Annotated in this window: 8 protein-coding genes; 6 read left to right on the top strand and 2 right to left on the bottom strand. The window is 46.0% G+C overall.

From position 1 onward, the window contains the following. The first annotated feature begins 197 nt into the window (after nucleotides 1–197). The 3 genes from ABR189_RS12165 to ABR189_RS12155 all read left to right on the top strand — a co-directional run bounded on the left by ABR189_RS12165 (nucleotide 198) and on the right by ABR189_RS12155 (nucleotide 4,819). Nucleotides 198–2,576, top strand: coding sequence for an alpha-L-rhamnosidase-related protein (locus ABR189_RS12165; protein ID WP_354660768.1), 2,379 nt, complete (start codon nucleotides 198–200; stop codon nucleotides 2,574–2,576). Nucleotides 2,577–2,913: 337 nt separating this feature from the next. Beyond that, on the top strand, nucleotides 2,914–4,122 hold the full coding sequence (locus ABR189_RS12160; RefSeq protein ID WP_354660767.1) for a hypothetical protein: 1,209 nt from the start codon (nucleotides 2,914–2,916) through the stop codon (nucleotides 4,120–4,122). A gap of 151 nt (nucleotides 4,123–4,273) precedes the next feature. After that, nucleotides 4,274–4,819, top strand: coding sequence for a DUF8685 domain-containing protein (locus tag ABR189_RS12155; protein WP_354660766.1), 546 nt, complete (start codon nucleotides 4,274–4,276; stop codon nucleotides 4,817–4,819). An 11-nt stretch (nucleotides 4,820–4,830) separates the two neighbouring features. Here the strand turns inward: ABR189_RS12155 and ABR189_RS12150 are convergent, their stop codons facing one another. Further along, nucleotides 4,831–5,943: a lipase family protein gene (locus ABR189_RS12150; protein ID WP_354660765.1), complete on the bottom strand. Its 1,113-nt coding sequence runs from the start codon at nucleotides 5,941–5,943 to the stop codon at nucleotides 4,831–4,833. Between the two features lie 124 nt (nucleotides 5,944–6,067). On the opposite strand from ABR189_RS12150, the gene aspA reads away from it, so the two are divergent. Together aspA and ABR189_RS12140 are read left to right on the top strand one after the other, a co-directional pair. Further along, nucleotides 6,068–7,471 carry an aspartate ammonia-lyase gene (gene aspA / locus ABR189_RS12145; RefSeq protein ID WP_354660764.1) on the top strand — a complete coding sequence of 468 codons (1,404 nt, stop codon included), beginning with the start codon at nucleotides 6,068–6,070 and terminating at the stop codon, nucleotides 7,469–7,471. Nucleotides 7,472–7,606: 135 nt separating this feature from the next. After that, nucleotides 7,607–8,941 (top strand): anaerobic C4-dicarboxylate transporter family protein, encoded by a 1,335-nt coding sequence (locus ABR189_RS12140; protein ID WP_354660763.1) that lies wholly within the window; start codon nucleotides 7,607–7,609, stop codon nucleotides 8,939–8,941. A 155-nt stretch (nucleotides 8,942–9,096) separates the two neighbouring features. On the opposite strand, the gene ABR189_RS12135 is transcribed toward ABR189_RS12140, so the two are convergent. Then, nucleotides 9,097–11,550 (bottom strand): MG2 domain-containing protein, encoded by a 2,454-nt coding sequence (locus tag ABR189_RS12135; RefSeq protein ID WP_354660762.1) that lies wholly within the window; start codon nucleotides 11,548–11,550, stop codon nucleotides 9,097–9,099. A 139-nt stretch (nucleotides 11,551–11,689) separates the two neighbouring features. Between ABR189_RS12135 and ABR189_RS12130 the strand changes: the two genes are divergently transcribed. Beyond that, complete coding sequence (locus ABR189_RS12130; RefSeq protein WP_354660761.1) at nucleotides 11,690–12,931, top strand: BaiN/RdsA family NAD(P)/FAD-dependent oxidoreductase; 1,242 nt, start codon at nucleotides 11,690–11,692, stop codon at nucleotides 12,929–12,931. Nucleotides 12,932–13,012: the final 81 nt, after the last annotated feature.

Here is a 13,012-nt window from a genome sequence, read left to right as displayed (position 1 = left end):
GCAATAAGAATTGTTCAGCTCATAAAACCTTAAGCGCAAGACACCATAGGACACCTTTTTAGCCATTCTCTCCTAAATTCAGGCCGGAAACCAGCTTTAGACAAAACAGGTAATACCTTTACCTGTGTAAACCAAATGCCGGACAACAGGCATTACCGTTATACCTGTTGAGAAATACTTGTTAGCAATTGTAAGTTATGATGAGAAGACTATTAGGAGCCACGTTGATTTGCCTCTTTTTTATGGGTAGCCTTTGTGCACAGGATGTAAAGATGAACCCGGCTTTATTGCAGGGGCATTGGCCTGCCAATTGGGTGACCTGCCCGGATGTACCCCTCAGAGATTATGGGGTATTCCATTTCAGAAAGACATTTTCCCTGACCAGTAAACCAGGTAAATTTCTGGTACATGTAACAGGAGATAACCGCTACCGGTTGTTTGTAAACGGTACACCTGTATGTAGCGGACCAGCGCGGGGAGATCTGTATAACTGGTATTTTGAATCTGTAGACCTGGCGCCTTATTTAAAAGCAGGTGAGAATGTGATTGCTGCCCTGGTATGGAATATGGGGGTGTATGCGCCCGTGGCGCAAATCTCCAATCAAACGGCTTTTGTATTGCAGGGAGATAGCGAAGCTGAGCAGTTAGTGAATACCAATGGTACCTGGAAGGTGATGGTGAACCAATCCTACACCCCCTGTTCTACAGACAACATGCAGCGCCTGCGGGCCTACATGGTGATCGGGCCTGGTGATCAGATAGACGGCTCCCGATATCCCTGGGGATGGGAACAGCCCGGCTATAACGATGTTGCCTGGAAGGCGGCATCGGCAGTTGCCAATCCGGCTCCACTGGGATATGGTACCGACAATCAATGGACACTGGTACCACGTCCTATACCACTGATGGAAGAAACATTACAACGTATACCAGCAGTAAGGCGGGCTGAAGGCATGGAGGTAAATGCCGATTTTTTAGGAGGCAAAAAACCACTTACCATCCCCGCTAATAAAACTGTGAGCATCCTGCTGGATCAGACCTTTAATACCACTGCTTATCCTGAACTGCTGGTAAATGGAGGTAAAGGTACAGTAGTGAAAATGACTTATGCAGAAGCACTGTTCGATAAAAATAATCAGAAAGGGAACCGGGATGAAATTACTGGTAAAAACATCATCGGCAATTATGATGTGTTTCAAATGGATGGTGGCAACAACCGTTTATTCCGCCCTTTATGGTTCCGTACTTATCGCTACCTGCAACTGGATATTACCACGGCAGATCAGCCCCTGGTTATTACGGATATGTACGGGCAGTATACCGGTTATCCGTTTAAGGCAGTGGCTGGCTTTTCCAGCAATGATGCCTCTATGCAGGAGCTGTGGAAGGTGGGCTGGAGAACGGCCCGGCTTTGTGCGGGCGAAACCTATTTCGATTGTCCTTACTATGAGCAATTACAGTACGAAGGAGATACCCGTATTCAATCGCTCATCTCTTTGTATGTAACCGGCGATGACCGCTTAATGCGTAAAGCAATTATGGATTTTTACCACTCCCGTGTACCGGAAGGATTAACACAGGGGCGGTATCCCAGTAACCGTATCCAGGTAATCCCACCCTTTTCCCTGTATTGGGTAACGATGGTGTACGACTACTGGATGCACCGGAAGGACGATGCTTTTTTAAAGCCATTGCTGACCGCAGTAAGCGGCGTATTGAACTGGTACGAACAAAAAATAGATGAAGAGAAGAAAATGCTGGGACCTATGAAGTGGTGGAACTTTGTAGACTATACAGATGCGTTTGCGGATGGGGTGCCCGAAGGAGCTACCAATGGTAATTCATCAGTGATCACCCTGCAGTATGTATATACGCTTCAGCAGGCGGCCGAGCTGTTTACCTACTTTGGAAAAACATATGAGGGCGCCTACTACAAAAAGCTGGCTGCAACCCTGAGCAATGGTACTTATCAGCAGTGTTTTGATAAGGGCAGGGAAGAAATGGCTAATACGCCGGAAAAGAAAGCCTTTAGCCAGCACGCAGGTATTATGGCTATACTCACCAATACGATTCCTGCTAAAGATATCAAGGCGGTGATGAATAAAATCCTGAGTGATAATACCCTGGGACCTGCTACTTTCTACTACCGGTTTTATCTGAACCAGGCGTTGAAAAAAGCAGGGATGGCAGATCAGTATTATGGAGAGCTGACCCCGTGGAGAAATATGCTAAAGACCGGGCTGACCACCTTTGCAGAAAAGCCGGAACCTGCCCGTTCTGATTGCCATGCCTGGAGTGCCAGCCCTAATTATGATTTCCTGGCCACCATCTGTGGCATTATGCCTGACGCCCCCGGATTTGCTAAAGTTTTGGTACGTCCTGCTCCTGGTGAATTAACGGAGATCAACGGCAGTATGCCGCACCCGGCGGGTACTATTACCGTATCGCTGAAGCGCACAGGCAAATCTGACGGCATTGCTGGCGAAGTGGTTTTACCGCCCGGCATCAGCGGACGATTTGTATGGAATGGGAAGGTGGTGGTTTTAAAGCCCGGAAAGCAAGCAGTACGTTTATAACACAACTCCCATATTGTTGTTTTGAGCTAAGATAGCTGGCCATTGTGCCGGCTATTTTAGTTTATAAGCCCTCCAGCCAGATTTCTCCTGGTAGCATGCGGAACATGCCAGGAAAAGGCGTAACTTTGCAAACTCTCCCATTAAACGATTTATTTTATAAGCTATTGGTAATCAGGTGCTTGATATTTTAAGACCTGGAAAGGATGTGCCGTATTTTCCAGGATAACAACTATTTGGTAGCTAACCGACCCAAAAGATGAATGTTGGATGACAATTTATTGCCTGACAGACATACCAGCTTATAAATACTAAGTATTTATTTAATAATTATATACATATGATGGATCAGCTTAAACTGAAATTACAGGAGTATTATCAGCGTTACCGGCTTATTGGGCAGCGGGTAAAGTCTGCAAAGGAAGACACCGGTTTTGAGGATGTGCTGGACATGGAAAATGACATCCTTTCACAGTTTGGTTTACCAGCTTCCAAGCGTTTTGTACAAATCCTGCATGATTTTGTACAGCAGGGACAGGTAAATGATCATCTGTTGGACTACGTAAGTAAGAAATTGCGGTCGGCCGCCAAAAAATATCTTTTATCACCTGTTATGTCTGATATTGAGTTGCTGGAACATGCCCGTGAATTAAAAAGAAGCCCGTACGATGTATTACCGGAACTGGGATATCCTGCCCATGAATATTCGCTGTTTCTGGTAGGGGAACTATTGTACCGTCGTAATATGGCGGCTTCAGATGTTTTGGATGAGTTGAAGAAAATGCAGCATTTTGACAGCTGGAATGATTTGATGGTATTAAGTAAAATGAACAATTACTCTACTCATGAGTTATACACAAAGCTTAAAAAGCAGGAGCTGCGTTTTGTAGATGACTTTATCCAGTTCACCCGCCGGCAGGAAACCAGTAAGCAGGTAAACCGTAGGGCTACGCCTATTGAAGAAGGTTATAAACCTAATTATAAAACCATCAGCAAGGTGCAGGTGGAAGACATCGTTTTTGATGAACAAACTACGCCCAGCCTGTTTGGTAAGATTAAAAGCGGAAGGGGATATGCCCGCATCACTATCAGCCTGGAATTTTCAGAGTTGAATCAGATACTGATGAATAGTGATACGTTGGGTATTGAGATCAGTAATCTCATCAAAAAGCGTTTGTCGGACCCGGCCGCAGAAAAGCCTACGGTAATAGATATACGCGCCGAATTTGGAGATGTGTTAAAACTGGATAACTGTTATCTGGAAGTGTACAAACCACAGCACCGCGAGGGGCAGAAGTGGGTGGAAGACAAAGACAATTTTTATTTTGTTGACAAGATTCTTTCCAAAAAGGAGTTTGAAAAACGCAGCAAGGAAGCAGAAGTAAAACAGAAGATACAGGAGTGCCTGGAGCTGATAGGAGGTTCCTATGTGTATTACCAGCGTTTGCGCCGGTTAGGGATTACCGATGAGGAAGCCAAGTTGAGAGCAGGGTTACAGGATGAGCTGCTTTTTAAATTGTCCTTCTTTTTGAATAAGCTGAAAGATTAACTTTTACCTGCAATATATCTGTTAGTAAGGACCGTTTCTGTATTGAAGCGGTCTTTTTTTATGTAAAGCATGCCTGATGCAGACAGGTTGCTTCCAACCTGTAAAGCGTGCATCCGGCAGAAAAAATGTGTATGTTTGAAAAAAAAAGCACATGGAAGAATTAACACTGGGTATCGGATCGCGGGTACAGCACGCGCATTACGGGCCGGGCGTGATCATAGGAGTGAAGTATGCACAGTATAAAGTGATGTTTATCGATCATGGATTGAAAGAAATTGACAAAACCGATCATTTGTTCGAGGTATTGGTGGCAGAGAATGTAACACCTGAAGTAGAAACTACTTCCAGCCTGGAAATATCCCTGTTGAAGATCCTGCGTTTGTGGGGAGATGTAACAGAAGTGGTGAAAATCGGCGATCGCTGGGCAGGTGGTACCCTGGTATTACAGCCGGGAGATGCCAACCTGAAAGCGAAGGAATTACCTATTGAAACCTTCTTTCACAAAATAGTTATGCTGCGTGACCGTTTGCGTGTATTGGAGCAGAACATCAACAGCCACAAAGTATTGAGTGATGCAGATAAGGTAAATATGCAGCAGTACATTACCCGCATCTATGGTTCCCTGACTACCTTTAATGTTCTTTTCAAGGAAAAGGAACACTGGTTTGTAGGGGAAAAAAGCGGTAAGGAAGATTAATTACTTTCCGGTTAATCCTTTAGGTGGTAAATGGTTTTCAGCAGGTAGGCATAAGGCTCAAACATGTGATGTACAAAAACATTTTTCCCATCAAAAGGAAATTTCAGGTCGTAGGTAGCATCCGGATATAGAATCACGGGCGCACCTGCCGGCATGTAGTTATGGCTTTCCACAAAATCAGGACGCTGATAGCCTGGCATCACTTTTTTAACACGCTGATAAGCCAGTTTGCCCAATGTTTTTTGCATACGGCGGCTGGCTCTTTTTGTGGCGCGGTCCAGGCGTCCATACATATATCCCAGGGCTGTACGTGCCATGAAGGGTTGTTTTTTTAATGCCTTTTTTACATTGGAAAAGGGGCTGATTGCATTATAATCCCGGGTAGTCTGAATAGAAAAAGGGGTTTCCGGTACCCAGTCTTTTGCATTTACCACACGAAAAGCCCACCCGTTGCGGGTAATAAAATCAAAGTCGTACGCATAGAACAGATTGCCTGGTTTAGGAGCCGCACTGCAATAGGTTTTATAAACAATATCTTTTGGCAGTGCCGGATCATCCAGGTATTGCAGATAGGAGCGGAGCAGGAAAGCGATGGCACCACCCTGGCTGTGCCCTACAATGATAAATTCGTGTATCCCCTGCTGATAGCAGGCTTTTATACGGGAAACAATATCCGGTGCCATGGAAGCCATGCCCAGCGTCCATCCTGCATGTACGTAAGCCTGGGGATCGTTGGACATTGTATAGTGAAAAGTAGTGGTATCATCCAGCTGTAAAGTACCCTTGGCAGGGATCATACCGGCATAGAAGTTTTCCATCCAGGAGGGAGCCGTACCATTGGTACCGCGGATACTGATAATCCCCGTTTGATGTGTATCATCCACCCATAAATCCCACCGGTTTACCAGGCCGGTTTCCGGAGCGCGGTATACCAGGTGGCAATTTTCCGGCGGCGCACTTTTAATCTTTGTCCACGGCGTATCTGCCTGCCGGACAGATATTTTCAGCAAATTATAATATTCTTCCGGATCAAATCCAGGCTTCAGGTGTGATTGTGCGAAAGTGTTGCTGACAGGCATTAACCCCATCATACTGATCAGGAAAATACATAGTACTCTATACATAAACGCTAACAAATAGGTGCCTTAAAATAAGCTGTAAATATAGGGGGATTTTTTAGTGATAAACAATTCGTTAGTATTGTGTGTTTATTTGCTGATGTCCCTGTTACATTTAAAGCCTGATTATATGACTAAGAGAATTGAGCATGATTTCCTGGGAGAAAAGGAATTATCACCCGATGTTTACTATGGAATTCAGACATTACGGTCGCTGGAAAATTTCCACATTACAGGTATTCCCCTGAAAACGGAGCCTGTGTTTGTACAAGCGCTGGGTTATGTAAAAAAAGCAGCCGCACTGGCTAACCGCGACCTGGGGGTGTTGGACGCCAACATTGCAGATTACATTGTAAAGGCCTGTGACCGGGTTATCAAAGGCGAGTTTAATGACCAGTTCCTGAGCGACCTGATACAGGGAGGAGCTGGTACTTCTGTTAATATGAATGCCAATGAAGTGATTGCTAATATAGCGCTGGAGATGATGGGCAAACAAAAAGGGCAATATGAGTTTTGTCATCCGAATAATCATGTAAACTGCTCACAGTCAACCAACGATGCTTATCCCACTGCTTTCCGCATTGCGCTGATGAATAAACTCACCGGGTATAGCCATACGCTGGGTGCGCTGGCGGATGCATTTGAAGTAAAAGGAGAGGAGTTTAAAGACGTGCTTAAAATGGGCCGCACCCAATTGCAGGACGCGGTACCTATGAGTATGGGGCAGGAGTTTAAAGCGTATGCTACGAATCTCCATGAGGAATTGTCACGCATTGAAGACAGTAAAAGCCTGATTGCAGAGATCAATATGGGCGCCACGGCTATTGGTACCGGGGTAAATGCCCCTGCCGGATATGCAGATAAAGTAACGATGTATCTGCGTGAAGTAACGGGCCTGGATCTTAAGCTGGCGGGAGATCTGATAGAAGCTACTTATGATACCGGGGTGTATGTACAGCTTTCCGGTGTGTTGAAACGTACTGCTATCAAGGTATCTAAAATATGTAATGACCTGCGTTTACTTTCATCCGGCCCACGGTGCGGACTGAACGAAATAAATCTGCCTGCGATGCAGCCAGGCTCTTCTATCATGCCGGGTAAGGTGAATCCTGTAATTCCTGAGGTGGTGAATCAAACTGCGTTTTATGTGATAGGGGCAGACCTGACTGTTACTCTGGCAGCAGAAGCCGGACAGTTGCAACTGAATGTAATGGAACCGGTGATTTCCTATGCTTTGTTTACCGCCATTACCTACATGACCAATGCCTGCAAAACGCTGCGGGAAAAATGCGTGCTGGGTATAACTGCCAATGCAGACCGGACAAAGGAAATGGTGATGAACAGTATCGGTATTGTTACGCAGCTGAACCCTATTATTGGTTATGAAAAATCGGCTGCCATAGCAAGGGAGGCCCTGGAAACGGGTAAGTCTGTGCATGATATTGCCGTAAAAGAGCAAAAATTCATTACCCAGGAAAAGTGGGAGGAGATTTTTACCCCTTCCAATATGATCTATCCGCGGTTTATCCAATAAGGGTGATCCCATATCATATGGGAAGAGTGGAATTTATAAAAGCGCCTGCTGCTGTTGTGTGATATAAACGCGAACATGCAGCAGGCGCTGGTTTATTGTAAAATAAATATATAAATTGGCGCACAATTCCATATTATGATCTGGATACAGTTTGCAATAATGCTGGCTGCCATACTGGTAGGAGCACGAATGAAGGGCATTGGATTAGGGGTGATGGGGATGGTGGCGCTGGTGATTTTTATCTTCTTTTTCAGGATGCGTCCGGCAGAGCCACCCATTGATGTGATGCTGATTATCCTGGCAGTAGTAAGTACTGCTGCTGCGCTACAGGCTGCCGGAGGGATGGATTACCTGGTACGCCTTGCTGAAAAGATCTTACGGAGCAAGCCATCCCTGATTGTATTACTGGGACCTTTTGTAACCTATATCTTTACGCTGTTTGCCGGTACGGCACATATTACTTATTCGTTGCTGCCTATTATAGAGGAGGTGTCTGTTCAAAAGCGTATCCGTCCGGAAAGAGCGTTGAGCATATCGGTTATTGCCGCACATCTGGGCATTACAGCCAGCCCTATTTCTGCCGCAACAGCAGCCATGATTTCTTTATCTGCCGGTAAAATAGACCTGCTGCATATTTTAAAGATCTGTATTCCGGCTACTATTATTGGTATCCTCGCGGGGGTAGCGGTATGCTGGAAGAAGGGAAAAGACCTGGAAAAAGACCCTGCTTTCCTGGAGCTGATGAAAGACCCTGAATTTGCAAAAGAGCTGGAAGTAACAAAGGAGTATAAACCATTACTACCGGGAGCTAAGCTATCTGTACTGATTTTTGGGCTGGCAGTGCTCCTGATCGTATTGGTAGGAGCTTTCCCCGGTTTGTTACCCTCTTTCGAGCCAGGTAATGCAGGACTTACCGTAGATGCCAAAGGGCATATTAAAATGGCAGCAGTGATAGAACTGGTGATGCTGGCTGCCGCCGCGGGCATTATGATCTTTTGCAAAACTTCGGCCGCCAGTGTGGCCAAAGCCAGCCTCTTTACCGCAGGCGGACAAGCAGTGATTTCCATCTTTGGGGTGGTATGGATGAGTGCTACCTTTATGTTGGCCAACGATCAGGCAATAGAGCTGGCACTGGGAGATATGGTAAGGGCAGCCCCCTGGACTTTTTCCATCGCATTGTTTGTACTCAGCATGTTATTGTTCAGCCAGGCAGCGACTACCAAAGCCCTGATGCCACTGGGGGTAGCGCTGGGCATTCCTCCTGCCTATCTGGTGGCCATGTTCCCTGCGGTAAACGGGGATTTTGTATTGCCGGGTTATCCTACCTTATTAACCGCTATTAATTTTGACCGTACGGGTAGTACACATATCGGGAAGTACCTGATCAACCATAGTTTTATGATCCCCGGTCTGGTAGCAGTAGCCGTTTCTGTAATGGCAGGGTTTTTCTTTGCAGGGATTTTCTGGTAGCGGATGCTGATTTGCCAGTGGTACCTTATTGAAGGTGTCTGATGCTTTTGCAAATAGCGCGGCTCATTTAAATGACAACAGGCCTACCTTAGGCTTTCAAAAAGAAATGGCTGGCCATTTTCTGGCCAGCCATTTATATATCGTATTCTTTTGGATCAGAAGATTTCTTCTACTCTGCCTATACGGCCATCGTGGGATATACCTTCTACCACTACCCGGTAACGTTGGGTGAAGTCGTTGTTAAAGAATTCTATCTTGGCAGTATGGAAAACAGAGTCTACTGTGAGCGACGGATTCCAGTATAAAGTGAGCCGTTTGTCGGGCAGTACGTGTACTTCCTTCTTCACCGCATAGTTGGGCGAATAAAAATCTTTTACAACAGTAAATCCGCCTTTCTTCAGCAATTCGAATCCTTTGATATTGGGATCGGACCCGCCGCCTTCGCCACCACGTTTGGTATAAATAGCAATAGCCCCATTGGCGCCACCACCGAAACCACCCATAAACGGAGGACGAAACACTTTTACCATTGCGATATCTGTAATAGGAATAGTGCTTAACATGCCGGCGTCCGTTTGCATTTCATTCAGGTAGAGTACAGGAGCCCCACCACGCCAGGAAATGTTCGGATTATTCATATCCCCCATGATATTCAGTCCAGCTACCTTGGATTGCAGGTATTGGAACACGTTGAAGCTGGTGGGCTGTTCCTTGAGAAGGTCAAAAGTATAGCCATCGCCGCTGGTAAACATGCCGGTAGCATAGCGCTTGTCAATAGACTCCTCTTTAGGAGGTTTTCTGGCTTTTACGTTTACTTCCTTCAGGTATACCATTCTATTATTGATAGACCTGTTGACCTTATTGCTTTCCGATGCTGTTGTCAGGAAGCTTTTCAATGTACCTTCATTAATAGGCAGTGGCAATAATAAAGGAGTAGGTCTTTTAACCGGTGAATTATCAGTAAAGAAATGGGTATTGAATTTTACTTCTACATCTTTCCAGCGCTTTTGTTTGTCATTAGCCTGATAATATATCAGCGCTGTGTCGGGGAAGACAAGGCCGGAAAGGGAGAATTCTCCTTTTTCGTTTACCGGGCCAGAAGCAAACATGGAAGAGCTATCGTATGGTATTTTGATCATAAAATCGATCTTCCCGTTGGTAAGCGGGTATCGGCCGCCATTGGTGAAAGCGGTTCCTTTTACGGTGATACCCTGTTCATAGGAGTATTTGCCGGCAGGGAATTCGTTGTTGATAATTTTTTGCCAGCTGAAGCGTCTCCAGCCATTGGTCATCATCACCAGGTCGAGCGCCTGTAACGTTGCAGGCGCAAAATCCCTGAAATACCAGGCCGGATTAAATACAAATCCTTTGATATCGGATGTCAGCAGCAGACTGGACATGATATTGGTAGCATTGTCATCTACAGCCACCGCATCAGCATCCGTAACGGACACAGATAAGTTGGTTTGTAAACTGTCCGGTACTTTAAGCAGCAGGATATTTCTTTCCCGTACATTGGTACTGATGCTGGTAGGCTCCAGTACAAGGGAAAGGGTATCTGGTTGCCTTACAAAAGCCAGTCTTTCTGCCAGCGGTACTGCGTCCTTACCAAATAAGGTAATCTGCATGATACCGGAAGGAAGGTCGTCGGTAGGAATAAATCCGCTGATCCTGCCTTCTGCTGCATTAAGAGAGGCTTTATATACGAGTTGCTGCCCCATTTGTGCAACGATCATCATATCGTTAAATGAGCTGTCGTAATTATTACTGAATACAGACTGGTAAAAAACACGGGCCCCTTTGTTAAAGATTTTGAGGGCAGCACCGGTGGTAGCCACAGCAGGTAGGGGAAAGGTTTTGGATTGTCCTTTTGCCGATTTTACAGTAGCCTGGTAGGTTTCGTTAGGAGCGGGTGTTAGTTCAAACATTCCCATACCATCATGTATGGTGGTGATGGTTGCTACTTCTTTTCCTTTGCTGTCTTTCACTGTACCGGTTACGGCAATAGGATAGCCGTTGTTATCAATGGCTTTGAAAGCCACCTGTCCGGCGGCATCCTGTATCATATTCCCCCCTTCCGGAAAAAATTGTACAGCAAAGTCCGTTATAGGCATGGAGTCCTGTACGGCCGCATTTTTCTTTTGCGGGTCAAATACTTCCAGCGTTCTGTAAAAGAGGAATGCCGGGTCATAGTTGAGCATATAAGCGGTGTAGGCCCTCAGCTGGTAAGTGCCGGCTTTTTGGTTTTCGGGTAGTTCAAAGAAGCCCGGCGCTCCGGCACTGGAAGCCATAAATAGTTTCTTTTGTACAATGGTCCCGTTTTGATCGAGCAGCTCTACGTACAGATTGGTAGCCTGGGTAGCTGGCATATTCTGCAGGGTGATATATGCTTTGAACCAGATGGTTTCACCGGAAGCATAATAATCTTTATCCAGCTGCAGGTATACTTTTTCCTGTGGGTAGTGCTGGCCAAACTGCTGCAATGCCTTTAATACCTTATCCTGCCAGTTATCAGCAGGCAGGAATGCCAGTGCGCTGAAAGCACCGGTAATCAAAACAGGTATCAACCATTTCAGGCGTAGTTTTCTTTTGTACAGGGTGGGTCGCATGAATGTTAATTTAAAACCAAGATAGCATCAAAAAACGTGCTGTAAAAGTTTAGACATATAAGATTACGGCAGGTTTACTTATTATTGCGTATTTAAAGGGCTTTTTAAGAAAACTTTAATATTTAATAAACAGAATACGGTGATTCATAAAAGATTAGTGGTGGCAGGCGGTGGTGCAGCCGGTTTTTTTTGCGCGGTAAATGCTGCCCGGCTTTGTCCGGAGCTGGAAGTAGTGCTGCTGGAGAAGACCGGTAAGCTGTTGTCCAAGGTGAAGGTATCTGGTGGTGGAAGGTGTAATGTGACCCATGCGGCACCTGGGATACCTTACATGGTTAAACGTTATCCGCGGGGACAAAATTTTGTAAAGAAAGCCTTTAACCACTTTTTTGTACCGGATACGATCCAATGGTTTGCCGACCGGGGAGTAGCCCTGAAGACAGAAGCAGATGGGCGGATGTTTCCGGTTACAGACGATTCACAGACGATTATAGACTGTTTGCTGCGGGAAGCGGACCGCTACCGGCTGGTGATAGAGATGCAACAGGAAGTGACGGGGCTGCACAAAATGCCGGATGGAACCTGGGAAGTATACTTGCAGAGAGGACGGGTCCTGAAAGCTGATTTTGTATGTATAGCTGCAGGAGGCTATGCACAGGCCGACAAGTTTGCCTGGTTGCAGCAAACAGGGCATAGTATTGCTACTCCGGTACCTTCCCTGTTTACGTTTAACATGCCTAAACATCCTATTACGGCATTGATGGGCGTAAGTGTACCGGAAGCGCAGGTAAAAATTACCGGTACCAAACTGCAGGAGCAGGGGCCATTGTTAATCACGCATTGGGGGATGAGTGGTCCGGCTATTTTACGCTTGTCTGCCTGGGGTGCGCGGGAGCTGCAGGCGATGCAATACCAGTTTACCGCACTGGTCAACTGGCTGCCACAATATAATGAGCACAGTTTACGTACGGCATGGCAGGAACTACGTTTAGCCATGGGAGGGCAGCCATTGAAAACGAAGAACCCATTTGGACTGCCACAGCGGCTATGGATATTTTTATTACAGCATACCGGCATCCCCGAAGAAACCCGTTGGGCCGATCTGCCAGCCAAAGAGCAGAACCGCCTGATGAAAAATCTGGTAAGTATGGAATTCCCCGTGCAGGGCAAAACTACTTTTAAGGAGGAGTTTGTTACATCCGGTGGTATTACCCTGTCGGAAATAGAGGCCACTACGATGGAGAGCCGGCTGGCTCCTAATTTGTTCTTTGCCGGGGAGGTAATGGATGTGGATGGGGTAACAGGAGGGTTTAATTTCCAGCATGCCTGGACCAGCGGCTGGATAGTAGCCAGTACTATTGCGGGCAGGTGTATGGAGGTATAAACAGGCTTATTGATAAAGATGATAGTAATCAACGGGGGCTGGCCAAAAGTTTGGTCAGCCCCTGTTTTATTTGAATACCAG

This window comes from Chitinophaga sp. H8, assembly GCF_040567655.1.
Lineage (GTDB): Bacteria > Bacteroidota > Bacteroidia > Chitinophagales > Chitinophagaceae > Chitinophaga > Chitinophaga defluvii.
This window is presented reverse-complemented; position numbering and strand designations above follow the sequence as displayed.